This window comes from Pedobacter sp. GW821-FHT01D05 (assembly GCF_059422505.1).
This window is the reverse complement of sequence record NZ_JBWKXA010000003.1, coordinates 48,583-75,378: the sequence shown is the minus strand read 5'-3', so window position 1 is coordinate 75,378 and position 26,796 is coordinate 48,583. Positions and strand designations below refer to the sequence as shown.

At 38.6% G+C, this 26,796-nt stretch carries 23 protein-coding genes and 1 riboswitch; of the genes, 11 read left to right on the top strand and 12 right to left on the bottom strand.

Annotation, left to right across the window (positions count from 1 at the left end; translation table 11 throughout):
* Nucleotides 1-62 precede the first annotated feature (62 nt).
* From infB to AC07VK_RS12465, 4 genes are all read right to left on the bottom strand, one after another.
* Nucleotides 63-3,161, bottom strand: a complete 3,099-nt coding sequence (infB, locus tag AC07VK_RS12480) for a translation initiation factor IF-2 (RefSeq protein ID WP_492960830.1) — start codon at nucleotides 3,159-3,161, stop codon at nucleotides 63-65.
* Between the two features lie 62 nt (nucleotides 3,162-3,223).
* On the bottom strand, nucleotides 3,224-4,468 hold the full coding sequence (nusA, locus tag AC07VK_RS12475) for a transcription termination factor NusA (RefSeq protein ID WP_029274497.1): 1,245 nt from the start codon (nucleotides 4,466-4,468) through the stop codon (nucleotides 3,224-3,226).
* Nucleotides 4,469-4,470: 2 nt separating this feature from the next.
* Complete coding sequence (rimP, locus tag AC07VK_RS12470) at nucleotides 4,471-4,935, bottom strand: ribosome assembly cofactor RimP (protein WP_492960828.1); 465 nt, start codon at nucleotides 4,933-4,935, stop codon at nucleotides 4,471-4,473.
* 121 nt (nucleotides 4,936-5,056) lie between these two features.
* Nucleotides 5,057-5,488: a hypothetical protein gene (locus AC07VK_RS12465; RefSeq protein ID WP_492960826.1), complete on the bottom strand. Its 432-nt coding sequence runs from the start codon at nucleotides 5,486-5,488 to the stop codon at nucleotides 5,057-5,059.
* A gap of 18 nt (nucleotides 5,489-5,506) precedes the next feature.
* On the opposite strand from AC07VK_RS12465, the gene AC07VK_RS12460 reads away from it, so the two are divergent.
* Nucleotides 5,507-5,851, top strand: a complete 345-nt coding sequence (locus AC07VK_RS12460; RefSeq protein WP_492952440.1) for a phage holin family protein — start codon at nucleotides 5,507-5,509, stop codon at nucleotides 5,849-5,851.
* Nucleotides 5,852-5,911: 60 nt separating this feature from the next.
* Here AC07VK_RS12460 and AC07VK_RS12455 read toward each other — a convergent pair whose 3' ends face one another.
* Nucleotides 5,912-7,051: an acyl-CoA dehydrogenase gene (locus AC07VK_RS12455; RefSeq protein WP_492960824.1), complete on the bottom strand. Its 1,140-nt coding sequence runs from the start codon at nucleotides 7,049-7,051 to the stop codon at nucleotides 5,912-5,914.
* Between the two features lie 195 nt (nucleotides 7,052-7,246).
* On the opposite strand from AC07VK_RS12455, the gene AC07VK_RS12450 reads away from it, so the two are divergent.
* Nucleotides 7,247-8,311, top strand: coding sequence for a helix-turn-helix domain-containing protein (locus AC07VK_RS12450; RefSeq protein ID WP_492960822.1), 1,065 nt, complete (start codon nucleotides 7,247-7,249; stop codon nucleotides 8,309-8,311).
* A 108-nt stretch (nucleotides 8,312-8,419) separates the two neighbouring features.
* Nucleotides 8,420-10,798, top strand: coding sequence for a TonB-dependent receptor (locus AC07VK_RS12445; protein ID WP_492960820.1), 2,379 nt, complete (start codon nucleotides 8,420-8,422; stop codon nucleotides 10,796-10,798).
* A 6-nt stretch (nucleotides 10,799-10,804) separates the two neighbouring features.
* On the opposite strand, the gene AC07VK_RS12440 is transcribed toward AC07VK_RS12445, so the two are convergent.
* The 3 genes from AC07VK_RS12440 to panC all read right to left on the bottom strand — a co-directional run bounded on the left by AC07VK_RS12440 (nucleotide 10,805) and on the right by panC (nucleotide 13,150).
* On the bottom strand, nucleotides 10,805-11,788 hold the full coding sequence (locus AC07VK_RS12440; protein ID WP_492960818.1) for a lysylphosphatidylglycerol synthase transmembrane domain-containing protein: 984 nt from the start codon (nucleotides 11,786-11,788) through the stop codon (nucleotides 10,805-10,807).
* Between the two features lie 4 nt (nucleotides 11,789-11,792).
* Nucleotides 11,793-12,143, bottom strand: a complete 351-nt coding sequence (gene panD / locus AC07VK_RS12435; protein WP_055909206.1) for an aspartate 1-decarboxylase — start codon at nucleotides 12,141-12,143, stop codon at nucleotides 11,793-11,795.
* A 161-nt stretch (nucleotides 12,144-12,304) separates the two neighbouring features.
* Nucleotides 12,305-13,150: a pantoate--beta-alanine ligase gene (gene panC / locus AC07VK_RS12430; protein ID WP_492952435.1), complete on the bottom strand. Its 846-nt coding sequence runs from the start codon at nucleotides 13,148-13,150 to the stop codon at nucleotides 12,305-12,307.
* 149 nt (nucleotides 13,151-13,299) lie between these two features.
* Between panC and AC07VK_RS12425 the strand changes: the two genes are divergently transcribed.
* Both AC07VK_RS12425 and AC07VK_RS12420 read left to right on the top strand, forming a co-directional pair.
* Nucleotides 13,300-14,124, top strand: coding sequence for a glycogen/starch synthase (locus tag AC07VK_RS12425; RefSeq protein WP_426327147.1), 825 nt, complete (start codon nucleotides 13,300-13,302; stop codon nucleotides 14,122-14,124).
* Between the two features lie 22 nt (nucleotides 14,125-14,146).
* Entirely contained in the window at nucleotides 14,147-15,577 is a 1,431-nt protein-coding gene (locus AC07VK_RS12420) for a DUF4270 domain-containing protein (RefSeq protein ID WP_492960816.1), read from the top strand.
* Nucleotides 15,578-15,719: 142 nt separating this feature from the next.
* Here AC07VK_RS12420 and AC07VK_RS12415 read toward each other — a convergent pair whose 3' ends face one another.
* Together AC07VK_RS12415 and mutY are read right to left on the bottom strand one after the other, a co-directional pair.
* Nucleotides 15,720-16,157 carry a single-stranded DNA-binding protein gene (locus tag AC07VK_RS12415; RefSeq protein ID WP_131028222.1) on the bottom strand — a complete coding sequence of 146 codons (438 nt, stop codon included), beginning with the start codon at nucleotides 16,155-16,157 and terminating at the stop codon, nucleotides 15,720-15,722.
* A gap of 56 nt (nucleotides 16,158-16,213) precedes the next feature.
* Nucleotides 16,214-17,275 carry an A/G-specific adenine glycosylase gene (mutY, locus tag AC07VK_RS12410; RefSeq protein ID WP_492960814.1) on the bottom strand — a complete coding sequence of 354 codons (1,062 nt, stop codon included), beginning with the start codon at nucleotides 17,273-17,275 and terminating at the stop codon, nucleotides 16,214-16,216.
* A 169-nt stretch (nucleotides 17,276-17,444) separates the two neighbouring features.
* Here mutY and AC07VK_RS12405 point away from each other — a divergent pair, with 169 nt between their 5' ends.
* From AC07VK_RS12405 to AC07VK_RS12385, 5 genes are all read left to right on the top strand, one after another.
* Complete coding sequence (locus AC07VK_RS12405; RefSeq protein WP_025143406.1) at nucleotides 17,445-17,747, top strand: HU family DNA-binding protein; 303 nt, start codon at nucleotides 17,445-17,447, stop codon at nucleotides 17,745-17,747.
* Nucleotides 17,748-17,756: 9 nt separating this feature from the next.
* Nucleotides 17,757-18,635: a tetratricopeptide repeat protein gene (locus AC07VK_RS12400; RefSeq protein ID WP_492960812.1), complete on the top strand. Its 879-nt coding sequence runs from the start codon at nucleotides 17,757-17,759 to the stop codon at nucleotides 18,633-18,635.
* A 279-nt stretch (nucleotides 18,636-18,914) separates the two neighbouring features.
* The gene (locus tag AC07VK_RS12395; protein WP_116249171.1) at nucleotides 18,915-20,465 is read left to right on the top strand and encodes an Rne/Rng family ribonuclease; all 1,551 of its coding nucleotides are present in this window, start codon (nucleotides 18,915-18,917) and stop codon (nucleotides 20,463-20,465) included.
* A gap of 383 nt (nucleotides 20,466-20,848) precedes the next feature.
* Nucleotides 20,849-22,225, top strand: coding sequence for a DNA repair protein RadA (radA, locus tag AC07VK_RS12390; RefSeq protein WP_492952431.1), 1,377 nt, complete (start codon nucleotides 20,849-20,851; stop codon nucleotides 22,223-22,225).
* 322 nt (nucleotides 22,226-22,547) lie between these two features.
* Nucleotides 22,548-23,012 carry a DUF4920 domain-containing protein gene (locus tag AC07VK_RS12385; protein ID WP_492952430.1) on the top strand — a complete coding sequence of 155 codons (465 nt, stop codon included), beginning with the start codon at nucleotides 22,548-22,550 and terminating at the stop codon, nucleotides 23,010-23,012.
* Between the two features lie 157 nt (nucleotides 23,013-23,169).
* Here the strand turns inward: AC07VK_RS12385 and AC07VK_RS12380 are convergent, their stop codons facing one another.
* Nucleotides 23,170-24,234 (bottom strand): branched-chain amino acid aminotransferase, encoded by a 1,065-nt coding sequence (locus AC07VK_RS12380; RefSeq protein WP_492960810.1) that lies wholly within the window; start codon nucleotides 24,232-24,234, stop codon nucleotides 23,170-23,172.
* A 145-nt stretch (nucleotides 24,235-24,379) separates the two neighbouring features.
* Nucleotides 24,380-25,345, bottom strand: a complete 966-nt coding sequence (locus AC07VK_RS12375; protein WP_492960808.1) for a tryptophan 2,3-dioxygenase family protein — start codon at nucleotides 25,343-25,345, stop codon at nucleotides 24,380-24,382.
* Between the two features lie 64 nt (nucleotides 25,346-25,409).
* A riboswitch (Fluoride riboswitch) is annotated at nucleotides 25,410-25,472 on the top strand.
* A 19-nt stretch (nucleotides 25,473-25,491) separates the two neighbouring features.
* On the opposite strand from AC07VK_RS12375, the gene AC07VK_RS12370 reads away from it, so the two are divergent.
* Nucleotides 25,492-26,781: a voltage-gated chloride channel family protein gene (locus AC07VK_RS12370; RefSeq protein ID WP_492960806.1), complete on the top strand. Its 1,290-nt coding sequence runs from the start codon at nucleotides 25,492-25,494 to the stop codon at nucleotides 26,779-26,781.
* Nucleotides 26,782-26,796: the final 15 nt, after the last annotated feature.

Below are 26,796 nucleotides of genomic sequence, written 5' to 3'. Positions count from 1 at the left end.
TTTTGAACATAAAAAAAGTGGCCCTTTTCGAGGCCACTTTAAATTCTATATTTTAAAAACTGTTACAGTTTTCTAGCTACTTCTACTTGTTCGTAAGCTTCTACGATATCGCCAACTTCGATGTTGTTAAAGTTCTGAATGTTTAAACCACACTCGTAACCTTTATTAACCTCTTTCACATCATCTTTAAAGCGTTTTAACGATGCCAGTTCACCTGTGTACACTACAACACCGTCCCTAACGATACGGATCTTGCTGTTACGGGTAATCTTACCATCCAATACCATACAACCTGCAATGGTACCCACCTTAGTAATTTTGAAAGTCTCACGAATCTCAACGTTAGCCACAATTTTCTCTTCAAATTCTGGATCCAACATACCTTCCATCGCTGATTTAATCTCGTTGATTGCATCGTAGATGATAGAATATAAACGGATATCGATCTGCTCAGCTTCTGCAAGTTTACGAGCACCTGTTGATGGACGAACCTGGAAACCAATAATAATCGCATCAGAAGCCGAAGCTAACAATACATCAGACTCTGAAATCTGACCAACACCTTTACTGATGATATTGATCTGGATCTGCTCAGTTGATAGTTTCAATAATGAATCGGCTAATGCCTCGATTGAACCATCCACATCACCTTTAACAATGATGTTAAGCTCTTTAAAGTTACCGATAGCCAAACGACGGCCGATCTCATCCAGTGTAATGTGTTTCTGTGTACGTAATCCCTGCTCACGTTGTAACTGCATACGTTTGTTTGCAATATCACGCGCTTCGGTTTCACTTTCTAAAGCATTAAATCGATCGCCTGCTGTAGGTGCACCCTGCATACCCAAAACCTGTACCGGTTGCGATGGACCTGCAGAATCTACTTTAGCACCACGCTCGTTGGTTAATGCCTTTACACGTCCGCTATAACTACCCGCTAAGATTGGATCTCCCACTCTTAATGTACCGGCCTGAACCAATACTGTAGTTACGATACCACGTCCTTTATCTAATGCCGACTCAATTACAGTACCTGTAGCTCTCTTATTCGGATTTGCTTTCAGTTCTAATAATTCGGCTTCTAATAATACTTTATCTAAAAGTAAATCAACATTTAAGCCGCTTTTGCTTGAGATTTCCTGCGATTGATATTTACCGCCCCAATCTTCAACCAAGATATTCATTACTGATAACTGCTCACGTACCTTATCTGCATTTGCACCTGGCTTATCTACTTTAGTGAAAGCAAATACCAATGGTACGCCCGCAGCCTGTGCGTGGTTAATCGCCTCTTTTGTTTGAGGCATCACCGCATCATCAGCCGCGATAACAATAATGGCAATATCGGCAGCCTTAGCACCACGTGCACGCATCGCTGTAAAGGCTTCGTGACCCGGAGTATCTAAGAAGGTTACTTTTTTACCGGTCGGTGTAGTTACCATGTAAGCACCAATGTGCTGGGTAATACCACCTGCCTCACCAGCTACCACGTTTGCTTTACGGATATAATCCAGCAATGAGGTTTTACCGTGATCGACGTGACCCATAATCGTAACAACCGGAGCTCTTTCGATTAAATCTGCCTCGTTATCTTCTTCCTCAATTACATTTTCTTCATCCTCATCCGGTTTAACGAATTGAATTTCGTAACCAAACTCATCTGCAACAATGGTTAAGGTTTCAGCATCTAAACGCTGGTTAATGGAAACGAACATACCCAGGCTCATACAGGTACCAATAATTTTGGTAACCGGTACATCCATCATGCTCGCTAACTCATTAGCCGTAACAAATTCTGTTACTTTTAATATTTTCGATTGCGATTCAAGCTCATTTGCAGCCTCTTCTGCGTTCGATGCTACATCATCACGTTTCTGACGACGTAATTTAGCACGTTGTGCAAATTTACCTGATTTACCCGCACCACTTAAACGGGCAAGTGTTGCTTTGATCTGATCTTGAATTTCTTTCTCAGTAGGTTCTTCTTTAGGTCCGCTTGGTGTAGCATTTCTATTTTGGAAACCTGGCCTGTTATTGTTATTATTTCTATTTCCCTGATAAGGAGTTCCGCCTTGTCCGGCTGGTCTGTTACCCTGGTATGGAGTTCCACCGCCTGGTCTATTACCTTGATAAGGTGTACGGGGTTGTCCTGGTGTACCACTTTGACCTTGACCTGCAGGATTATTCTGTCCTTGCTGGCCTTGACCACCGTGTTGACCTGGTTGACCCGGTGCTCCCGGAGTTTTTTTGCGTTTACGCTTACGTTTAGCGGCTTCACTATCGCTAGATGATGCCACTGGCCCGTTTCTTCTATCCGGCGTTGTTGGTAAAACAATTTTACCAATAATGTTCGGACCGGTTAATTTAACGGTACGTGCTTTAATTACCTCAGGCTCGTTGTTTACCGGTTTTACTTCAGATGGTTTTTCTTCCACCTTAGGTTGTTCAACTGGTTTTACAGGCTCGGGGGCTTTAACCACTGGCGGTTCTACAGCTGGTGCTGGTGCAGCAGGTGTTTCTTCCTTTTTAACCTCAACCGGTTTCTCTTCTACTTTAGGTTGTTCAACTGGTTTTACCGGTTCAGGTGCTTTAACCACTGGCTGTTCTACAACAGGTGCCGGTGCAGCAGGTGTTTCTTCTTTCTTAGCCGGGCGTGTTTTCGAGTTAAGATCGTTTAAATCGATCCTTCCTACAATTTTAACCCCTGGCAATCCAGTTTCTTCAACCTTATCTTCTGCCTTAGTTTCTTTTACCGGCTCTACTGCTGCCGCAGGGGCCGGTGTTGGCGCTGGTGTTTCTACCTTAGGGGTTTCTACAACCTTTGGTTTCTCTACCGGAGGTGTAAATGATTGAGCATTTTTAATTAAAATCTCTTCATTTTTCTCAAAATCGGTATTCTTCTTCGGCGCTTCTACTGGCTTTTCAGTCTCAGGCTCGTCACGACGTATTTTACCAATCACTATTTGTTTGGCTTCTTCTCTTACGATCTTATCTCCCTGATACTCTTTCAATAAGGCATTATACATATCTCCCGTAAGTTTAAACATAGGGCTTTTCTCGGCAGAGAATCCCTTTTTGTTTAAAAACTCAACGGCCGTACCCATGCCTATATTAAGTTCTTTAATAGCTTTAATTAAAATGATTGGTTTGTCGTCTGACATTTAGCTCCTGTTATTGTTTTTTATTTAATACAAAAGTAGTGTTTATTTGGCAATTACACCACTTATTCAAATTCTGACTTCAAAATTTGAACCACTTCTTTAATGGTTTCCTCTTCAAGGTCGGTGCGTTTTACCAAATCTTCTACTGTAAGTGCTAGTACACTCTTAGCAGTATCGCAACCGATAGCCTTTAATTCATCAATGATCCAGCTATCAATCTCATCTGAGAATTCTTCTAAATCAACATCCTCGTCGTTTTCTTCTCCAGCTTCGCGATACACATCAATTTCGTAGCCAGTTAATTTACCGGCCAGTTTAATGTTGTGTCCGCCACGTCCAATTGCCAATGAAACCTGATCTGGTTTTAAGTAAACCGATGCATGTTTAGTTTCATCATCCAATTTAATAGAGGTGATTTTTGCCGGGCTTAACGCACGGGTAATGTATAATGAAATATTATTGGTGAAATTAATCACATCAATGTTTTCGTTTTTCAATTCGCGAACGATACCGTGAATACGTGATCCTTTCATACCCACACAAGCACCTACTGGATCGATACGGTCATCGTACGATTCAACTGCAACTTTAGCACGCTCTCCCGGTTCGCGAACAATTTTCTTAACGGTAATTAAACCGTCGAAAATTTCTGGAACTTCCTGTTCGAACAGGCGTTGCAAAAATTCTGGTGCTGTTCTCGAAATGATAATTTTCGGGTTAGCGTTGATCATTTCTACTTTAGAGATTACCGCTCTCACAGAATCTCCTTTTTTGAAATAATCTGCTGGAATCTGCTCTGTTTTAGGCATTAAAAGTTCGTTACCTTCATCGTCTAAAACCAAAGTTTCTTTTTTCCAAACCTGATAAACCTCACCTGTTACGATTTCGCCTACCCTATCTTTATATTTTTTGAAGATTTCGTCTTTCTCTAATTCCAATACTTTAGAAACCAAAGTTTGACGGGCAGCTAAAATTGCTCTACGTCCAAAGCTCTCTAAAGTAATCTGCTCGATATAATCATCGCCAACTTCTAAAGTACTGTCTAATTTAGAAACTTCAGCAAGCTCAATCTCTAAATCATCATCCTCAGAAAATCCATCCTCCATTACTTTTCTTGTTCTCCAGATCTCCAAATCCCCATTATCCGGATTCACAATAACATCACAGTTTTCGTCTGTTCCGTATTTTTTACGCAACATGCTACGAAAAACTTCTTCCAGCACACTGATCACCGTTGGGCGATCTATATTTTTGAAATCTTTAAACTCTTGAAAAGAGTCGATCAAATTAATTGTTGTAGTACTCATTTTTACTTAAATGAAATTAACACACTTGTTTCTAATATATCATTAAACGGAACAGCTGTTTGAATTGCTACCGCCTTTTTCCCTTTTTCTTTAACCGATTCTTCAATCAGCAGATTATTTTCTGTAACCGCTAGCAGTTTCCCTTCTTTTTTTAATCCTTCTTTCAGCTTAATGCTTACTGTACGGCCAATATTTTTATTGTATTGACGGATTAATTTTAAAGGCTCGCCAACACCTGGCGAAGAAACTTCTAAATTATAAGCCTGTTCTATAGCGTTTTCTTCTTCGAGATGAAAACCAACATGCCTGCTTATCGCCACACAATCCTGTATGCTAATACCTTCGTCGCCATCAACATGGATAATCAATTTATTGTTTGGCAACATTTTTACTTCAACCAGAAAGAGTTCTGGCTGATCTGCTATTTTTTCCTCAACGAGGGCTGCAACTCTCTTTTCTACCTGCATATTTTAACCTGATTTCATAGAAAAAGGGGACATTGTCCCCTTCTCTTTTCTTCGATTACGATGCAAATGTAGTAATTTTTTAGAAAAAATCAAACACTTGCGCTAATTATTATGCTGATTATTACCGTTTAAGTGTTTGTCGCTGCGCTTTTAAATTCTGCTTACCCTTCCCCATAATCAGATCGCCCACAGTTGCAAATTTTATTCCGATGTAACTCTCAACCAGATATTCTTTACCCTTAAGAAATGGCTGATCTGGATTAAATATGACTGAATCGCCAAGTATCTTAACCTTGCCAGGCACCTCAAGCTCATCCTGAATACTGTCCAAGTCGCCTGGTTTTATCAAAACTGAGATCACATTAAGTGTATCTGCATTAGCCTGATAGGCATTTTTAACCTGTAAGAGACTCGCCTCATCAATATTTTTAATTATTATTGATGAACTATCCCCAGAAAACTTAATTATTGGCCTGTTGTTTGTATTCGAACATGAAAGTGCGAATAGGACAACAGCAATTACGGCCTGGTATTTAAAAAAGCATTTAAACATTTACAAAAATAAACAATTATGAGATTTATTATCGAAATCCTTTTAACAGGACTGGCGTTTTTTATAGGCGCAAAGCTAGTGCCGGGCGTAAGCGTTGATGGTTATGGAAACGCAATAATTGCCGCCGTGCTAATTGCACTTGCAAATGCAACCATCGGGTTTATTTTAAGATTATTAACATTCCCTGTTAATTTTTTAACGCTCGGACTGGTATCATTTATCATTACCGTTTTAATGATTTTATTGGTTGATAACATGATGACCTCTTTTAACACTTCAGGTTTTATCGCTGCTGCATTCCTGGCTATAGTTGTAGCCTTAATTAAAGCCGTGTTTAGCGCTGTAGTTGGGGAGAAGGAATAGTTCAGTTTTCAGTTGGCGGTTTTCAATTCGAACTGCCAACTGAAAATTGATAACTGGAAACTACCGGATCACTTCTCTCGATATCACCATTTTCTGGATCTCAGAAGTTCCTTCGTAAATCTGGGTAATTTTAGCATCGCGCATTAAACGTTCTACATGGTATTCTTTTACGAAACCGTAACCACCGTGCACCTGCACTGCTTCGATGGTTACATCCATCGCCACTTTCGAAGCAAACAGCTTAGCCATAGAACCAGCCTGTGTGTAAGGCAATCCCTGATCCTTTAACCACGCAGCTTTATAAACCAGTAACCTTGCGGCTTCGATCTGTGTCGCCATATCGGCCAGTTTAAAAGCAATAGCCTGATGTTCAGCAATTGGTTTGCCAAATGATTTACGCTCTTTAGCATACTGCGTAGCCAACTCGAAAGCACCTTGTGCAATACCTAGCGCCTGGGCCGCAATACCAATCCTCCCGCCTTCTAAAGTTTTCATGGCAAACTTAAAACCGAAGCCATCTTCACCTATCCTATTTTCTTTTGGCACCTTAACATCGTTAAACATTAAAGAATGTGTATCAGATCCGCGAATGCCCAGTTTATTTTCTTTTGGTCCAACGGTAAAACCTTCCATTCCTTTCTCTACAATAAAAGCGTTGATGCCTTTATGTCTTAACTCAGGATGGGTTTGTGCAATAACCAGATAAGTTGATGCGGTACTTCCATTGGTGATCCAGTTTTTTGTACCATTCAGCAGATAATAATCGCCTTTATCCTCAGCGGTTGTACGTTGCGAGGTAGCATCAGATCCGGCTTCGGGCTCCGATAAACAAAAGGCACCTATTTTTTCTCCGGCTGCAAGCGGCTTTAAATATTTTTCTTTTTGGGCTTCGCTGCCATAGGCCTCTAATCCATAACAAACCAATGAATTGTTTACCGAAACCACTACCGATGCAGAGGCATCTATTTTAGAAAGCTCTTCCATTACCAAAACGTAAGAAATGGCATCAAGTCCGCTTCCGTTATATTTTTCGCCCACCATCATCCCCAAAAAACCAAGTTCTCCAAGTTTTTTTACCTGCTCGGCCGGAAATTTCTGATGTTCGTCTCGTTCGATCACACCTGGCTTTAATTCTTGCTGCGCGAAATCGCGAGCAGCCTGCCGGATCATTAATTGTTCTTCACTTAATTCAAAATGCATAACATTTATGTATAAAAGGTTAGTAAATCAAATGTAGCATTAATGATCGAAATTACTATGGCTGCATAGTAATTTATTTTATCTCATGATACTTTTATAATTTATTAAACAATCCTTAAAAATATTATCACATTTAAAATGAAAGTATTAGCTAGAATAGGCTTTGTGTTAATGTAAGATTATTATTTTTGTTAAATGAACCTAGGGCAACAAATATTATTTTTCTTTAGTGCCCTGGGCGCATTTAATGGCTTTATCATTAGTGCATATTTGTTATTCTTCAAAAAACCAAAATCCACATCTTCTTTTTTTCTTGGGCTTTTGCTTGTTTCTCTTTGTTTAAAGATCAGCAAGTCGCTTCTTTTTTATTTCTATCCGGCCTTACCTGGCATTTATATTCAAATTGGCATTTTAGGAAGTTCATTGGTTGGCCCCTCGCTTTTTTATTTTATTCAATCGACTTTGGAGCAAGATCCAAAGCATAAAACTACACGGAAAGGAACATATCTCTTTTGGATTTTTGCAATTGTAATTGCCAGTATCATTGCACCCTATAACAGCAAGCCTGATATATGGGAAAATTATATCGGTAGAATAATTTCAATACAATTTACCGTTTATATTGCACTATCTGCCTGGTTGCTCAGAAATGTTTTCGGCAAAGGGGGCAAGATTTCTACAACAGAGACACTATTGCTATCTGTATTTATTGGGAATATAATAGTGCCTGCTGCATTTAAGTTACCCATCTTCTCATTTTTTAATGGCCCTTGCATAAGTGGGGCTTTATTTTTCTCAGCCGTTCTTTACTTAAACACTTTCTTGTTTATTAGCAGAAGAAAAAATAGCAATCTTTTTTCTGGCAGCCAGGATTTGGTTCGTTATGCCAACAAGAAGATAACCGACGAACATGCCGTAACACTAACAGAAAGACTGCAGAAGATTATTTTGGAAGACGAACTTTACAAGAACCCAGACCTAAAATTAAATGATTTAGCCAAAAAAATTAATATTTCGGGTCACCAGCTTTCGCAATTGCTCAACGACAATTTAGGCAAAAGCTTCGCGGCTTACATTAACGAATTTAGAATAAACGAAGCCTGTGAACTGATTGTTAACGACAGGGGCATTAAGCTCGAAGCCATTGGATATGAGGTGGGCTTTAACTCCAAATCTACATTTTACACTGCTTTTAAAAAACACAAACAAACAACCCCGATGCATTATAAGGAACAACTATTAGTTGTTTCATCAAACTAAATTTGGTCTCGTTTTATAATTCCGAACGCCTAAATCTGAGATTCAAAACCCCTTATCTATCCTTCTCTCCTAGTTTTGGAACATTCTGCAAAATCCAAATACACGAAGATGAAACCGACATTGTTATTCTGCCTATTCTTATTTATACCTCTATTTCTAAATGCACAAACGATTAAAGGAAAACTGATTGACCGTAAAACCAAGCAGACTATCCCTTTAGCCAATTTGGCTTTGGCTGACAAAGACCATCCTACAGTGATCAAACATACCAATAGCGATACCACCGGTTTCTTCGAATTTAGAGACCTGCCAAACGGAAAATACGTTTTATCGGTTACTTTAGTTGGTTACCAAAAAACACAAAAAGAGTTATTGATAAATGAGAACAGCCTGAAAACAATTGATGTGGGCGACATTTTAATGGAGGAAGACGCTAACCTACTCCAAGAAGTAACCATAACAGGGGGAGTACCAAATTTTAGCACAAAAAATGGTCAGATTAAAATCGGCATTGCCAATAATGTGTTTTTCAAGTCTGCTTCTAATTTGTTAGATGTGTTTAAGAAACTACCGGGCTTGCAGGTTAACGAGGATGGAACAATATTAATGGCAAGCAGGGCGACTCCAACCTTATTTGTTGATGGCAAGCCGACAAATATGAACAACGATGAAATCATCTCCTACCTCAGTAGCTTGTCGCCAGATATGGTCGAATCGATTGAAATGATTAACCAGCCTTCATCAAAATATGATGGAGAATATCAGGGAATTATCGATGTAAAACTGAAGAGAAATCAGTCTTTAGGCGTAAGAGGCACCTATAATGTCCGTTTTCAGCGAAATAATTACAGTTTATTGGATAATAATCTATCACTGGTGCTTAAAACAAACCGGTTTGTGTACGATTTAAGGCTGGGCCATACCGGCGGAAGCACTTTTTATAAGTATTATTCTTTGCAGTATTTAGCTAATACAAACGCGATGACTACCGATACCAGAACCATTACCTCCAACCAAAACTTTAATGTGCAGGCAAGGGTAACTTATGAGGCAAAAAAAGGGCAAAACTTTGAAGCTTTTGTACGCACCTACCAAATGGACAGAAATGCGGTGTCTGGCAATCAATTGCTTACCCAAACCGCTAACTTAGATAAGACCATTGCGCTTGTTAAAAGCGATAATAATGCCTTTCCTAAGCAACATAATTATTCAGGCGGCCTCAATTACGATGCCCAATTTAAGAATAGCGAACTTCACGTAATTACCTCTTTGTCCCAAATTGACAATCGACAAACCGAAGATATTCAGAATCATAATGTACTTAACAATCAATTGTTAAATTACTGGAAAACAGACTCTAGAAACAGTATAATGATCCATGTTGCACAAGCAGACTACTCGCAAAAAATAGGTAGAGGAAAACTAGAATACGGAGGAAAATTTGCATATACAAAAACTCAGAACGACCTCCGCTATGATACACTAGCCAATAATGTTTTTGACTTAGATCCCAACCGGAGTAACCAGTTCCGTTATCAAGAGTATATTGGTGCGGGCTACCTTTCTTATATTGGACAATGGAGTAAGTTTAGTTACAGTTTAAGTTTAAGAGCAGAACATACGCACACCATAGCCAATTCGATTACTACTGGCAGTATTACAGAAAAAAAGTATATAAAATGGCTCCCAAGTTTAAACATTACTTATGCCATTAATGAAAGCGAACAGCTCAATTTCAGTTATACCAAACGATTAACAAGACCAACCTTTGCCATGTTAAATCCTTTTCGTTTTTATTACAGTCCACGGCATTATTGGATCGGTAACCCTTACCTACAACTCTCTACAACTAGTCTTTTCGCTTTGTCTTATAGTAGAAAAAGCCTTAATATTTCGCTAAATGCAGGAAAGGAAACAGATCCAATGGGGCGTTATCCCGAATACAATCCAGTAACTAATGAGCTGATTTTTTTGGGCAGGAACATACCCTACAGAAAATTTGCGAATCTACAGGTAAGTGTCCCCATAACAATGAACAAATGGTGGCGGATGAACAACAACATCACCTTCTATTACAACAAAGAGCTAACACCTTACTTTGGAAATACCTACGAAATACCCATATATAATTATGCGGTTAACGGTAGCCAAGTTTTTACTTTAAAAAACTGGATATTGGATGTAAGTTATACCTATGAATCGAAAAGTGGCAATGGACTTTATATTATGGCTCCAGTTTATGGAATTGATTTTGGTGTGCAAAAAGCCTGGTTAAAAAACAGGATCAATACTAAACTTACACTTTATGATGCATTTGATAACATTAAAAGAAGGCTTATTTTTAGAGAGAAAAGTATTATCAACAACGATTTCTACCACTATTTCGCTTCGCAAAGACTGGTTTTTAGTTTAACTTGTAATTTCGGAAGTTCGACTTACAAAGCCAGGGAAAACAAAAAAAGCGAAGAAGAGAACAGGGCCAATTAAAAAGAATTAATTACCCTTTTGTTTCTTAAATAAAATCAGCATAAGGCTCAAACAGCCCAATATCAATATGAGCAAAACCTGCGAAGAGTGAATAATGGTTGAATAAGCCAAGCCATCTTTAAAAGAAATGGAATAAAGCACCAATGATTGGGCAACCATCCAGTGGAAAACGCCAATACCACCCTGAACAGGGGCAGCCATGGCAAAACCAGAAAATACAATTGCTGTAAATGCGGCATTAAAATGTAATCCTGAAGTAGCTTGAATAGAAGAAAAGGCGAAATACATGGAAAGTGAGTAGAAAAGCCATATCCCTAATGTATAAGTTAAAAATAATCTTTTTCGTTTTAACTTACTGTATGAGCCAAATCCTTGTCGCAGGCTTACAAAAATGCGTAAGAATTTTTTACTGAATTTTTGGCGGAGAAAATATACTGCAACACCAATGAGCAGCAAAATAATAATACCCAAACCAACCAACCACAAATAGTTAATGGTACTTAATTTTTTAACAAGATTGAGATATATGGTTTGATGAAGGAAATCGGCTACAATATCATACTGAAAAATCAGCATTGCTAAACTGGTGAGAAAAAGCATCAGCACATCAAATAGCCGTTCGGTAATTACGGTACCTATAGAAGCAAACATGGGTATCTTTTCGGCTTTGTGGATAACCGAACAACGGCCAATCTCTCCGAAGCGTGGCAAAGCAAGATTAGCCAGGTAACCGATCATTACGGCATGGTAGGCATTCCAGAAACTTACTTTGTAATGGATAGACTGATAGAGCATCTGCCAGCGCAAAGCACGTAATACATGTGCAATCCATACGGCAAATGCAGAAGTAATTACCCAAAAGTAGTTGGCAGATTTAATTTCCTGCCAGATCTTTCCTAAATCCTGACCTCTAAAGGCTAAATATAAAACCCCTATCCCGATTAAAAACAGGATGATATATTTTAGCGCTGTTTTGAGGTCGAATATCACAAGGTTATTTTAGCAAGTGGTTGTTATCGTCAGGAAAAACCAATATAGGATTGTATTTTTTGGCTTCTTCTATTGGTAATGAGCCGTAAGACATAATGATGAGAATGTCGCCAAGCTGAGCCAAACGGGCTGTTGCGCCATTTAAACAGATGGTTCCGGTACCGCGTTCGCCTTTAATTACATAAGTTTCGAAACGTGCACCATTATTATTATTTACAATCTGCACCTTTTCATTAGCAATAATGTTAGCTGCATCCATCAAATCTTCATCTATCGTAATACTGCCTACATAGTTCAATTCGGCTTGTGTTACCTTAACACGGTGTATTTTCGATTTTAATATTGTGATAACCATACGGCAAAGTTAGTAATCAGTTTGGAGTTTTCAGTCATCAGTTTGGAGTTTCGCAAAGCAGCAGAATGTAAAGGTTGATAGTTGATGGTCCATAGTTGATCGCTTAGGGGCCATGGTCATCAACCATAAGACGATGAAGCATTAACCGACTACATTATCCATCATTTGATAATCATATTATCGATCAGCCTGGTTGAGCCCACTTTTGCAGCAACTAGTGCAACCAGGTTATCTTCATCTTTTGATTTGGCTGGTTCCAGTGTATCGCCATTGGCAATGGTAAAATAATCAAGTTCAACGTCATCAATATTATGGTAAAGTGCTTTGGCCTTATCTTCTAATTCTGACAGTGAATATTCGTTAAAATGATCGATAACGAACTGCAACGATTTACTCAGCACGAGCGAATGCTTGCGATCATCGGCTGATAAGTGGATATTTCGGCTGCTCATCGCCAAACCATCGGCTTCGCGGATAATCGGACAGGTAATAATGGTAATAGGCAGCTTAAAATAAGCCAGCATATTCTTGATCATTAATACCTGCTGGAAATCTTTTTGTCCGAACATGGCTACATCTGGTTCAACGGCATCAAACAATTTTTTTACAATCTGCGTTACACCTTGATAATGGCCTTTTCTAAATTCGCCTTCCAATAGAAATTCGGCATTACCCAAATCAATGTGCCAAGCTTCATCAGCTCCGGCAGGATACATTTCATCTACATTTGGCATAAACACACCGTTACAACCGGCATCGGCCAACATGGCTAAATCGTGTTCGATTGGGCGCGGGTATTTCTCTAAATCTTTAGGATCTGTAAACTGCGTTGGATTTACAAATATGCTACAGATAATGATATCGGCATTTTGTTGGGCCAGTTTTATCAACGATATATGGCCATTGTGCAGGGCACCCATGGTAGGCACAAGTGCTATTTTTTTACCTGATGCTTTTAAGGGTTTTAAAAAAGCCTTAAGCGCTGCTTTGGTTTTAAATATTTCCAATTTGGACAAACTAAATTAAAGCCGTAAAGGTGTAAATTAATCTAAACGAAACCAAACAAATGCTTGCTATATTGATAAATAGTATTATTATGCTTACCTTTGCAGCTCATTATCTTTTATTTAACTTAATATTTTCTTAGAATATGGAGATGGCAAAAACGAAGCTGCTGATTGTTACACACGAGATGTCGCCTTTCCTCGAGCTTACTAAAATTTCTGAAATCACGCGCCAATTACCACAAGCAATGCAAGAAAAAGGATTCGAAATCCGCATCTTGATGCCTAAATTTGGTAATATCAACGAAAGAAGAAATCGTTTACACGAAGTAATCCGCTTATCGGGAATGAACATCATAATTGATGACAACGATAATCCTTTAATCATTAAAGTAGCCTCCATCCCAGCTGCACGCATGCAGGTTTATTTCTTAGACAACGAAGAATATTTCCAACGCAAACAAGTATTTAGAGATGCAAGCGGGAAATTCTTCGACGACAATGATGAACGCACCATTTTCTTTTGCAAAGGCGCATTGGAAACCGTTAAAAAATTAGGCTGGGCACCAGATATCGTTCACTGTCATGGCTGGATGAGTGCATTAGTTCCTGCCTATATCAAAACAACTTATAAAAACGATCCTACTTTTAAGAATTCTAAAGTGGTATATTCTGTTTATGAGGATGGCTTTACAGAGAAATTAAATGCTAATTTCGCGAATAAAGCAGTGATGGCAAATATGACGGAGGATGATACTAAAGCATTCTTACCATCTGATTGCGACAGCATGCACATTGGTGCGATAACACACTCTGATGCAGTAGTTTTAGCAGATGAAAACCTAAATAAAGATGTGTTAAAATTTGTTAAAGATTCCAATAAGCCAACATTAGCTTTTAACTTAACCGAGAATTTCGAAAACTTCTATACTTTTTATGAAGAAATTTCGAATGACGAACTGGTTTCACTTGCTTAATTAAGGTATTATTATTTTAAATATGAAATTTACAAAACAAGACTTATTAACCCTGTTGATAGGTCTTTTTCTTTTTGCATCGTGCAAAAACCCTGATGGTGTTGGTTTAGATGTTGATCCAAACGCTGCAATCACCGGAACGCTGGTGGTATCGCAAGTTAAGTCTCAACTTGTGGAAGAAGATCCTGCCAATACCTCTGGATTAAACCGTTATCCATTGGGATACATGACAGACCCTACCTTTGGAAAAACGGAGGCAGCTTTAGCAATGACGGTTTACCCGGTGAGTGCAAGTTATGATTTCGGTACGTCCCCAGTATTAGATTCTGCTGTTTTGGTATTAAAATTAGATACAACATCTACACTAACAAAATTTTACGGCGATACCACCAATTCTAAATACAGCATTGATGTTTATCAGTTAGCCAATAAGGTTACAACTTATAAAAGCTCCGATGTACAAGCGATTAATAACACGCTTTTAGGCAATTTTACAGGCAAACTGGCACCGAATACTAAAAGGAAAATATCTGTTATTGTTCCAGGCAAAGCTGACACCTTAAAAACTGTACCGGCACAGATCAGAATTCCTTTAAACAAGGCATTTATACAAAGTGCTATATTAAACCTGGGTACTGCAGGAACAGCAACAGATGCTAAGTTTATAGAATCGTTTAAAGGTTTGTATGCACAGATCAATAAAACATCTTCTACAGGTGTTGGAGGCATTGCATTCTTTAACTTTTCGGGAACAGACTCTTACCTGCAGCTGGTCTGGAAAAAAACGAACTCATCAAACGGCATAGATACTACCAGTGTAAATTTCCCTATTGGTAAGATGGTTACAAATCCTGCGCAAACTGCAAATGTAATTTCTGGTGTAGCAGCTAATATTAAACATGATTATACAGGCACAGAAGTGAAAACACAAATTGATGCCCCTAATCCAACTACTCCATATAGTGTTACTTACTTACAAGGCTTGGCCGGTGTAAAAACAAAGCTAACTTTCCCAGAATTGACAAGCTTTAAAAATACGTACGGGAAAGCAATTATCAATAAGGCAGAATTAGTTGTAGAGATTGGTGAAAATGCACCGGCATACCCTTTTAATGCCGCTCAACGCCTTTCTTTATATCGTTGGGATATTGCACATCAACCAGCCGATATACCTGATTATACAACATTCACTAATAGTGCCTCTGGTGGTGCAGCACTTTTTGGCGGTTATTTCGATTCGTTAAAGAAACGCTACATCTTTATCATAACCAGTTACGTTCAGAATTTGATTGATAAAAACATCGAAGACGAGGGTACATTCCTGGCCCCTACATCATATACCGATTTCCAGAGAACATCTACTGCTACATCTGCAGAAAGATCTATTATAGGTGCAACCAGCTCAACTGCAAACAAGATAAAGTTAAATATTTACTACACTAAAATCAATTAACTATTTTAGTGTTGCATAAGAAACTCCTGTCAGCAAAACTGGCAGGAGTTTTTTTTATCATTATTTTAAGGTTACGGAATAAAAGCACATAAAAAAAGCTACCTCTCATCAGGTAGCTTTTTTTATGCATTTTAACCTTTAATTAAAATGGAAGATCTCCATTTTCATCAGATGGGCCAATTGTAAATTCATCTTCAATTTTAGTTTCAGAACTTTGATGTGTTGGTGTAGTTGGACTTTGCTCGAAATCGCTTTTTCTGCCCAACATGGTAAAGTTTTCGGCCACAATTTCTGTTACATATTTTTTAACCTTTTCTTTGTCTTCAAAGGATCTTGTTCTTAATTTGCCCTCTATGTAGACCAGTTTGCCTTTCTGAAGGTATTTGGAAGCAACTTCTGCTAAGCCACGCCATAACACAATATTATGCCACTCCGTTTGTTCTACTCTTTTACCGTCTTTGTTGTATGTTTCCGAGGTAGCTAATGGAAAACTGGCTACCGTTACGCCACCGTCTAAATGTCGCACTTCAGGGTCTTTGCCTAAATGGCCTACTAAAATAACTTTGTTAATCCCAGACATAAATATTTTTGGTTAGTTGTTTCGTTTTCTAAATGCGCACCGGACAAGATGGTTAGTTACTCCATTTTGTCGTTATAAAAATATTCCAGAACAAAATCATGGATTACTTTTGGCTGCGGTAACTCATCTAATTTACTTAAAGAAACCCAATTAAGTTCCTTTTGTTTATTAAAGTTAAATATATAATTTTTTAATGCAAAAAATTGTACGTGGATTATTTGGTGTGTTAATATGTGCTTTTTGGCGCTTATAAATGTAAAATCGGCCTTATTTCCGAATACAGATTGTACCTGATCGATGAATAACGAATCGCTCCACTCGCATTCTTCTGTGGTTTCCATGCTAGGGAAATCATATAAATGCTGCCATATATCACCTGCTTGTCTTTCCCTGATCAATACTTTTTCATCTTCAAAACAAACAAAATAATTAATATACCGGTGCTTTTGTTCGGCTTTGCGAATTTTAACCGGCAGCACATTTACCTGGTTATGACTAAAAGCATAACAGCTCTGATTAAGCGGACAAACGCTACAATTGGGCGATTTTGGCTTGCACTGCATGGCCCCAAACTCCATAATAGCCTGGTTATATAACGCAGGGTCTTCTTTATATAGCAAATCATTTGCCAACGCATAAAACTCTTTTTTGCCTGCCGGGCTATTTATTGGCGTAGCTAAACCATAGAACCTGGAGAGTACCCTAAATACGTTACCGTCTACTACGGCCCGTGCTTCTCCAGACGAAAATGAGGAAATGGCAGCAGCTGTATATTCGCCAATTCCTTTTAATTTTATGAGCTCATCATGCAGGTTTGGGAAGATTCCACCGTAATCTTTCACCACAATTTGAGCGGTTGCATGCATATTCCTGCCCCTCGAATAATAACCCAGTCCTTGCCAAAGCTTCAAAACTTTGGCTTCGGTAGCATTGGCAAAATCGGCAACTGTAGGAAAATTCTCCAAAAACTTATTAAAGTACGGAAGCCCTTGCTCTACTCTTGTTTGTTGTAATATAACCTCTGATAACCAGATGGTATAGGCATCATTGGTATGCCTCCAGGGCAAATCTCTCTTGTTTATCAGGTACCAATTCATGAGTTCATTTTGAAATGTCATTACTGCAAATTACGGTCTATTTATCCGATTAAAAAAAAACTTGCAATTGCCTGATAAGTCTAGCGATAAAAAAATCATCTTTTATTTCCCTATCTCATTAAAAAGCAATACTTTTGCAACCCCAAAACAGTAGTAATATTAAAACATAATATATAATAAATAATAAAATATGACTAAGGCAGATATTATTTCAGAAATATCAACAAAAACCGGAATTGAGAAGGTTGATGTACAGGAAACAGTTGAGGCATTTTTCAAGGTTATCAAAACCAGCATGATTGGCGGTGAAAATGTATACGTTAGAGGCTTCGGAAGCTTTGTTGTTAAAAAGAGAGCGCAAAAAACTGCGAGAAATATCTCAAAAAACACTGCAATAATTATCCCAGAACACTTCGTTCCTAGCTTTAAACCAGCAAAAGTATTTGTTGATAAAGTGAAAAGCAATTCAAAAAAAATTAACGTAGAAGCCTAAGTCTTATATATGAATAGCAACATCAGATCAAAACAAACCATTGTTATTGGAGCGATTGTATTGCTTGTTGCATTCTTATTTACAAGAGACATTAAGGGTTTGGTTAAACCAACGGAAGAGAATGGAAAAATACCTTCAAGTGGCCCAGTGGCCGGAGCAGCTTCTTCATCAACTACATCGGTACTAAACCTCGAAACTTCGTCTACTGCTGCAAAGAATGTAATCAACAAGAATTTGGCTACAGATATTACAGTTTTAGAAAAAAGCTACAAAGGCGCAAATGGTGCAGAGAAGATTGAACTTGCTAAACAACTGGCTCAGAAATGGGATGATGTTGAGCAAATTACTCCATCTGCACTATATTTAGAAGTTGTGGCCGAAGGCGAACCATCATCAAAATCGTGGTTGGCTGCCGGTAATCAATTTATAAAAGCTTTTGAAAGCACACAAGATAGCATAGCGCAGCCTGCTTTATTGCAGAAAGCCAATGCGTCTTACAAAAATGCATTAGAGAAAGACTCTACAAACATTGAAGCTAAAACAGGCTTAGGTGTAACGATAGTAAACGGCTTAGGCGCACCAATGCAAGGTATTGCAATGTTGCTAGAAGTTGTTGCTAAAGAACCTAAAAATGTAAAGGCTAATATGAATTTAGGATTGTTCTCCATAAAATCAGGTCAGTTTGATAAAGCAATTCCTCGTTTTAACACCGTAATTGCCACTGCTCCGACCCCTGAAGCCTATTTTTATTTAGGAACAGCTTTAGAAAATTTAGGCAGAAATAAAGAAGCAGTAAATGCTTACCTATCAAGCAAAAAATTAGCGGCTAACCCAACCTTATCTTCATTCATTGATAAGAAGGTGGCTGAACTAAAGAATAAAAATTAATTAACAGATTAATAAAAACATTTAAAACTTAAAACTATGCCAAGCGGTAAAAAAAGAAAGAGACATAAAATGGCTACCCACAAACGTAAAAAACGTTTAAGAAAAAACAGACATAAGAAAAAATAGTTTCTTATTTGATAAAGCCAGTTAAACCTCATAGTAAACACTATGAGGTTTAAACAATTTATATGATTTTTTTATTGTATATCTTTTTGGCTACATCACTGTTTTTATTTACTATCCATTTGTTAATAGGCGAAAGCCTTAAATCTGTAGCTGTTGGTAAAAGAATTAATTATCAATTCGACTCCTGCCGGAGTTACCATAGCGTTGATTGAAGACAAACAACTTGTTGAGCTTCACAAAGAACAAATCAATATTAACTACGCTGTAGGCGATATTTATTTAGGCCGCATTAAAAAAATTATGCCTGGTCTGAACGCTGCTTTCGTGGATGTTGGTTATGAAAAAGATGCTTTTTTGCATTACTTTGATTTGGGCCCTCAGGTGCAATCTTTAATTAAGCTAACGAAGATCAAGCGTAATGGCTCGGTTACAGGCACATTATTAGATAATTTAAAGCTAGAAGCCGATATTAATAAGGCTGGCAAAATTTCTGATGTGCTCAGTAAAAACATGCTCCTACCTGTACAAATTGCCAAAGAGCCAATTTCTACAAAGGGACCGCGTTTAAGTTCCGACATTTCGATTGCCGGCAGGTATGTGGTACTGGTGCCATTCTCCAATACCATATCTGTATCAAAAAAAATTAAAAGTAATACCGAACGTAATCGTTTAAAAAAGATTATCGAAAGTATTAAACCTCAAAATTTTGGGGTCATTATCAGGACCGTTTCTGAAGGCAGAGGGGTTGCCGAAATGCAAAAAGATCTTTTAGATTTAATTGCTAAATGGGAAAACTTCATTAAAAAAATACCCTCTACCGAACCATCAAAAAGAGTTTGGGGAGAAATGGACAGATCATCAACGTTAATCCGTGATATTCTGAACCCTGATTTTACAAACGTTTACGTGAGTACGCCAGAGCTGTACGATGATATCCGTTCTTATGTTCACGATATTTCTCCTGAAATGGAAAAGATCGTTAAACTATACAAACAGAAAGAACCTATCTTCGATCATTTTGGTGTAGAAAAGCAGATTAAAAACGCTTTCGGAAAAACAGTAAACTTACCAGGCGGTGCTTACCTTGTTGTAGAGCACACTGAAGCACTCCACGTGATAGACGTGAACAGTGGAAACCGTACTGCCAGTAAAGAGAATCAAGAAGAGAATGCTTTACAGGTAAACAAAGAGGCGGCCAAAGAAATTGCCCGTCAATTGCGCTTGCGCGATATGGGCGGTATTGTGGTAATCGATTTTATCGATATGCACAAACCAACAAACCGTAAAATGCTATTCGATTATTTGCGTGAGCTGATGTTATTGGATAGAGCCAAACACACTATTTTGCCTCCAAGCAAATTTGGGTTGGTACAGATTACCAGACAACGTGTTCGTCCGGAAATGAATATTGTTACGGTAGAAAAATGCCCGGCCTGCGATGGGACCGGAGAAATTAAAGCGAGTATCGTTTTAATGGATGATATTGAGAACAACCTTAATTATATTTTAAGAGAGCAGAATGAAAAGGGCGTAACCCTTTGCGTACACCCATACATTGAAGCTTATATTACAAAAGGCATTTTCAACCTTCAACGCCGCTGGTTCTTTAAATACGGCCAATGGATTAAAGTTAAGGCACAATCATCCTATCACTTAACCGAGTTTCACTTCATCTCCGCAAAAGATGAAGAGATTAAATTATAACTCAAAACACATTTAACAGAAAGCCTGGATTTTTTAAATCCGGGCTTTTCTTGTTTAAGTATATTTCAAACCTACAATATTAATTAAGCGACTCACTAAGTTGCGCTCGGATGGTTAAGACAGTGACTATTTTTTTTGGAAAAGCGGGGTTCGGCACATTTTGGTTACAACAGTCCTGCTATCCCTCCAAGTTCTCACTCATTCTTCGCTCCGGGCTTTCCGTTCTATCAGGTTTATCAACAATGGCGCTGCATTTCATAGTGATGTTTCAAACCCCGCAGGTTTTGAAAACCTGCGGGGTTTGATGTAAAATTAATTGTTCAAAAAAATAAAAACACTTTCAATCCTGAAAGGTTAAATTCGTAATCTAAAATTTTAATCAATTGGCAAAATCAAAAAGTGCATTTTTCTGTCAGAGCTGTGGCTACGAATCGGCAAAATGGTTGGGTAAATGTCCGTCATGTAACCAATGGAATACCTTTGTGGAAGAAATTGTAGAAAAAAGCTCCGCTTCTGTTCCAACCTGGAAAAGCGATACTACTAGCCGTAAATTAAGCAAACCAAGCAAGGTTGATGAAATACAATCGTCAACAGAACGGAGAATATTAACTGGCGATAAAGAATTAGACCGCGTTTTAGGTGGTGGATTGGTAGAAGGATCGCTCGTGCTCATTGGCGGTGAGCCGGGTATCGGAAAATCGACCTTGATGTTGCAACTGGCATTAAATTTAAAAGGCAAAAAACTGCTCTATATCTCCGGTGAAGAAAGCGAACAGCAGATTAAAATGCGGGCAGAAAGGATTCAGGAAAGCCCCTCATCCAACTGTTACATTTTAACAGAAACATCTACACAGAATATATTTAAACAGATCGAAATTCTGGAACCTGAAATTTTAGTTGTAGATTCTATTCAGACTTTGCACTCCGCTCATATCGATTCAACACCAGGCAGTGTATCGCAGGTAAGGGAATGTACTGCTGAACTATTGCGTTTTGCAAAAGAAACCGGCGTACCTGTTTTCCTTATAGGCCACATCACCAAAGATGGCGCCATTGCAGGGCCTAAAATACTCGAGCACATGGTTGATACAGTTTTGCAGTTCGAAGGCGATAGGCACCACGTTTATCGCATCCTAAGATCCATTAAAAACCGGTTTGGTGCAGCAGCAGAACTTGGGATCTACGAAATGCAAGGCAGTGGTTTAAGAGAGGTTTCCAATCCTTCGGAGATTTTGTTATCACAGCGAGACGAAGAGCTGAGCGGAATCGCCATCGCCGCAACCTTAGAAGGCGCGAGGCCAATGTTGATTGAAACACAGGCTTTAGTGAGTTCGGCAGCTTATGGAACCCCACAACGTTCAGCAACAGGCTTCGATACCAAAAGGATGAATATGCTCTTAGCTGTTTTAGAAAAACGCTGTGGCTTTAGGTTAAGTACACAAGATGTTTTCTTAAATATTGCCGGCGGAATCAGAGTAGAAGACCCTGCAATTGACCTGGCCGTATTAATTGCCATTATATCATCGCATCAGGATATTGCCGTTTCTTCAAAAAACTGTTTCGCCGCAGAAGTAGGCCTGTCAGGAGAAATTAGGGCGGTAAACAGAATCGAACAACGTATTGCCGAAGCAGACAAATTGGGTTTCGAAACGATTTACATCTCTAAATACAACTTGAAAGGAATTGCTATAGACAAATACAACCTTGAGATTAAAGCAGTAAGTAAAATAGAAGAAGTATTCAGTCTTGTTTTTGGATAATAAAGGTGGGGAAACAGCTCAACAAATTTCCACATAAAGAAGATAATATTCTACATTCCTACAACATCGCTGAATATTAATAAGTCAAAAAAAAAGATAATAACTATCTGTATATAAACATATTAACTACATCTAAAACAAAAATTAAACTTTTGGATTCTAGTTTGCCTATAACCAATTAATGTACATCATAAAATGTGATTTACAATTATAGGGATGATTTTCCCCGCTAATGGATGTTAGCGGGGATTTTTTGTTTTCATTAATAATGAAAAATTTTAAATAACTTTGATTAGATCATTAACCGGATAATTATAAAATCATGAAAAAAATCATTCTAAGCATAAGCTTTTGCCTATTTGCGGCATTTTCATTCGCTCAAACCGCATATACTGGTCAAAAATTCGGAGAAGAAGTTAAACCTGGAGATGTAAAACCAGCTGCAAAGATGGAAGCTGCCATGGGGGATAAAAAAATTGCCGACATGAAAATCGAAGGCAAGGTGGTAGATGTGTGCAAAAAAAAGGGCTGTTGGATGACTTTAGAAATGCCCAATGGCGATCCAATGCGGGTAACTTTTAAAGATTATGCCTTCTTTATGCCGATGGATATTGTGGGCAAGAAAGTAGTTTTGGATGGATTAGCAAAGAAACAAACCATCTCGGTAGAAACTTTACGCCACTATGCAGAAGATGCTAAAAAATCTCCTGAAGAAGTAGCCAAAATTACCGATCCTAAAAAGGAGTTGGCTTTCGAAGCTAAGGGCGTAGTGATTTTGGATAAATAATTAATCTCCAATAGTTAGTCATCGCTCTAAACTCATTTCAGGGTCTTAATAGCTGCAAAGAAGGATGCTGAAATAAATTCAGCATGACGATATTATAAATAAGAAACCCCGATGCAGATGCTGTATCGGGGTTTATATTTTTATAGAATGGGGATTATTACACAACCCAGTTCCAACCAAATTCATCAGGCGCTAAACCGTAACGGATATCGTTTAATTTTTTAGCAATGCCATTAGAAATATGTCTTGTAGATGGGTCGGTCAATTTATAGATCTGACCATTGTAGCCCATTTCGCCTACATGCGTTACTGTAGCTGCAGTTCCTGCGGCAAAAGCCTCGGTTAAACTCCCGTTTTCAATTCCTTCGATCACTTCTCTAACAGAAACCCTACGTTCTTCAACTTCTACTCCGGCATTTTTAGCCAGTTTAATAATGGTATCACGCGTTACACCATCCAAAACCGTGCTGCGCACCGATGGTGTAACCAATTTGCCATTGATTACAAAAAGTAAGTTGGCAGTTCCGGCTTCTTCAATAAACTCATGCGTTACTGAATCTGTCCAGATCAATTGATCGTAACCTTCTTTTTTTGCTTGCTCGAAAGGATATAACGAACGCGCATAATTTCCAGCAGTTTTGGCAAAGCCTACACCACCTTCGTCTGCACGTGTAAATTCAGTTTCGATTTTAACTTTTAACGCGCTACTGTAATAAGGACCAGTTGGGGTGGTTAACAAAGCAAATTTATAGGTATCAGATGCCTTAACACCCAAATAAGGGTCCATTGCAAACATTACCGGACGGATATATAAAGCATAATCTTCTTGATTAGGCACCCATTTCTCATCAATATTGATTAATGCGGCCAAACCCTGCATAAAAATTTCTTCAGGAATACCCGGCATCGACATTCTTGCCGCCGATTTGTTAAAACGTTCGAAGTTTTTATCGGCACGGAATACACTTATTTTACCATCTGGTTGACGGTAAGCCTTTAATCCTTCAAAAATTGCCTGTCCATAATGAAGCGCAGAAATTGCTGGGCTCATCGGAATTGGGCCATATGGAAGAATCTGTAAGTTTTTCCATTCGCCATCTTCATAGTCGGCAGTAAACATGTGATCGGTAAAAACCTTACCGAACGGTAATTGCGAAAAATCAGTAACAGCCAAACGTGTTTGGTCTGCTTTAGTGATTTTTATATCTAATGTCTCGGTCATTGTATTTGAATTTTGAATGGGTGAATGATCGAATGATTGCGTGTTTTACGCGCTCATTCTCTAATTCAATAATTCACTCATCCTGTCATTAATTATTTCGCGCAAATTAAGAAAAAACAGGCTTTTTTAATAGCTTTTTGCAATATTAATCTTTGTTTTTGAGTGTTTTAAGTACACTAAGCACCCAGCCTTTACCCCACTCTTCCATTTGCTCACTTGTCCATAAGAACGGATAAAAGATTCTCTTCTGAAAACGCGGAGGCAGATACTTTTGCCAGTTGGTTCCACCTGTTGCAGCAATATCAACCGGATCTTTCTCCAAATAACGTACGGCCGATTTGTAGTGCGATAAAGGCCATTCTACATTTACATACAAATCTAACTTACGCAACTCCTCTGCAAGAGCAGAAACATCGGCCCCATTCGCCTGCAATTGATGGTATAAGGCCGAAAAATTGGTTAAAGTGCGATCTTTGGCCAGTTGTAGAAACTGAGCCGCATACTTTTTAATAAATTGCTTCAAGGTTAAAGTTTGCTTGCCCGACGACAGTTCGGTTGCACCGAATTTCCAGTAAATATTTTCGAACTGTTCTTCTATTGTTGCAGTACTTAGTTCTTCGCGTTTGCTTTTATCTACCAATTGAATAAAATCTGTAGCGCAGATCTCGATCATCCGGTACTGGCCAGATTGGAATCCACTGGCGGGCAATAACGACATCCGGAATTTTAGGAACTGTTCTTTCTCCATACCATCAACCATCACCTCGAAAGAAGTAGTTAAGGCATTGAAATAAGCGTTGATCCGTTTTACGCGTGCAGTAAAAAATTCGACGGTTAAATTTTCATGCTCAGCAATCTGCCTGCATTCGTGCAGTGCAAGCTTAAAATAAAGTTCCGTAATCTGATGGTACATGATGAAAATCTCTTCATCCGGAATTGGTGTTTTAGGATTCTGTAAGCTCAGTAAAGTATCCAAATGAATGTAGTCCCAATAGGTTAAGAAATCGGCATATAAAAGTCCGTCAAGGTACGATGCCATATCTTGCCCCATTGCGGTATACTTTTCCTGTAGCTGGTGTAGTTTGTCTTTTATTTCGGGTGTGAAATCCATTGTTTAAAGTTAGCTGCACAAAGGTGATAAAGATTTTGCAACAAATAACTAAATTTTATACATTTGAGACAATGGCGATGGAGTACCGCCAAAACCGCCCAAACAGGCTGATGACTCCTACGATTTTTATTTAAAATTGAATTCAAATGCCTGTTAAAAAACTAACAGAAGGATTTCTTCTGTCTATTAAACATTTTATTGAGCTCGACTTCGGATTACTCTTAATTAGCACTTTAAAGTGGTTATTGATTTCTGCAATATTGGGTGGGATTATTGGCTCTGCCTCTGCCCTGTTTTTAGAAACTTTAAACTGGGCAACCAGTTACCGTGAACAACACCTTTGGATTATTGGATTTTTACCAATCGCTGGTATACTCATTGGCCTGGCATACCATTATTGGGGTGCAGCCGTTGTAAAGGGCAACAACCTCTTAATTGAAGAATTACAATCGCCCAAAAATGTGATTCCGCTGATCATGGCGCCACTCATTTTTGCAGGCACGATTATTACCCACTTATTTGGCGGATCGGCTGGAAGAGAGGGTACAGCTGTGCAAATTGGAGGAGCCTTTGCCGACCAGTTTACGAAACTGTTTAAACTTAAAGCCAGAGATCGAAAAGTGATCCTCATCTGCGGGATCGGTGCTGGTTTTGCGGCTGTTTTCGGAACGCCTTTAGCAGGTGCCGTATTCGGATTGGAGGTTTTCGTTATTGGAAGTTTAACCTACAGTTCAATCCTTCCTTCATTTATTACCGCAGTTATTGCCGATTATGCCTGCAAGGCCTGGGGTGTTGGCCATACCCATTATTCCATTTCTCTGGTACCGGAAATGAATTCGATAAATTTACTGTTATCCTTAGGTGCCGGAATATTGTTTGGACTGGTGGCGAGATCTTTTTCGGCCTTAAACCATGGCTTATCAAGTCTTTTCAGTAAAATTAAATACCCACCATTAAGGCCATTTATTGGTGGATTAGTTTTAATAGGCATTATTTACCTGATCGGGAATACACGATATATCGGTCTGGGTATTCCGGTTATTTCAGCATCCTTTGTTCAACAAGAAGCCTACTATACATTTGCGATCAAATTATTTTTAACTGCATTTACCTTGAGTGCAGGCTTTAAGGGTGGCGAGGTTACTCCACTTTTCTTTATTGGGGCTACACTCGGTAGTTTTTTGAGTTTCTTTATCCCCTTACCTCTTGGCCTGCTGGCAGGAATGGGCTTTGTAGCTGTTTTCGCAGGGGCTGCAAACACCCCTTTAGCTTGTATTTTTATGGGTGTAGAGCTATTTGGTACCTCATCTGGAATTTATATCGCCTTAGCTTGTGTTACTGCTTACTTATTTTCAGGCCATACAGGAATTTATCGGTCGCAAACGATAGGTGCCCCCAAACATTTGTTGCTGAAGCGGCATCAATTTTTGAGGTAGAGCGCGTGGGGCGTA

Bases quoted from the DNA above. Each gene is read 5' to 3' on its own strand.
- AC07VK_RS12400 (WP_492960812.1), top strand. From the start codon at position 17,757: ATGAATAGCAACATCAGATCAAAACAAACCATTGTTATTGGAGCGATT.
- rimP (WP_492960828.1), bottom strand. From the start codon at position 4,935: ATGCAGGTAGAAAAGAGAGTTGCAGCCCTCGTTGAGGAAAAAATAGCA.
- AC07VK_RS12445 (WP_492960820.1), top strand. From the start codon at position 8,420: ATGAAACCGACATTGTTATTCTGCCTATTCTTATTTATACCTCTATTT.
- AC07VK_RS12415 (WP_131028222.1), bottom strand. From the start codon at position 16,157: ATGTCTGGGATTAACAAAGTTATTTTAGTAGGCCATTTAGGCAAAGAC.
- mutY (WP_492960814.1), bottom strand. From the start codon at position 17,275: ATGACATTTCAAAATGAACTCATGAATTGGTACCTGATAAACAAGAGA.
- AC07VK_RS12460 (WP_492952440.1), top strand. From the start codon at position 5,507: ATGAGATTTATTATCGAAATCCTTTTAACAGGACTGGCGTTTTTTATA.
- infB (WP_492960830.1), bottom strand. From the start codon at position 3,161: ATGTCAGACGACAAACCAATCATTTTAATTAAAGCTATTAAAGAACTT.
- panD (WP_055909206.1), bottom strand. From the start codon at position 12,143: ATGGTTATCACAATATTAAAATCGAAAATACACCGTGTTAAGGTAACA.
- AC07VK_RS12450 (WP_492960822.1), top strand. From the start codon at position 7,247: ATGAACCTAGGGCAACAAATATTATTTTTCTTTAGTGCCCTGGGCGCA.
- AC07VK_RS12380 (WP_492960810.1), bottom strand. From the start codon at position 24,234: ATGACCGAGACATTAGATATAAAAATCACTAAAGCAGACCAAACACGT.
- AC07VK_RS12465 (WP_492960826.1), bottom strand. From the start codon at position 5,488: ATGTTTAAATGCTTTTTTAAATACCAGGCCGTAATTGCTGTTGTCCTA.
- nusA (WP_029274497.1), bottom strand. From the start codon at position 4,468: ATGAGTACTACAACAATTAATTTGATCGACTCTTTTCAAGAGTTTAAA.
- AC07VK_RS12405 (WP_025143406.1), top strand. From the start codon at position 17,445: ATGACTAAGGCAGATATTATTTCAGAAATATCAACAAAAACCGGAATT.
- AC07VK_RS12420 (WP_492960816.1), top strand. From the start codon at position 14,147: ATGAAATTTACAAAACAAGACTTATTAACCCTGTTGATAGGTCTTTTT.
- AC07VK_RS12425 (WP_426327147.1), top strand. From the start codon at position 13,300: ATGGCAAAAACGAAGCTGCTGATTGTTACACACGAGATGTCGCCTTTC.
- AC07VK_RS12455 (WP_492960824.1), bottom strand. From the start codon at position 7,051: ATGCATTTTGAATTAAGTGAAGAACAATTAATGATCCGGCAGGCTGCT.
- AC07VK_RS12375 (WP_492960808.1), bottom strand. From the start codon at position 25,345: ATGGATTTCACACCCGAAATAAAAGACAAACTACACCAGCTACAGGAA.
- AC07VK_RS12370 (WP_492960806.1), top strand. From the start codon at position 25,492: ATGCCTGTTAAAAAACTAACAGAAGGATTTCTTCTGTCTATTAAACAT.
- AC07VK_RS12385 (WP_492952430.1), top strand. From the start codon at position 22,548: ATGAAAAAAATCATTCTAAGCATAAGCTTTTGCCTATTTGCGGCATTT.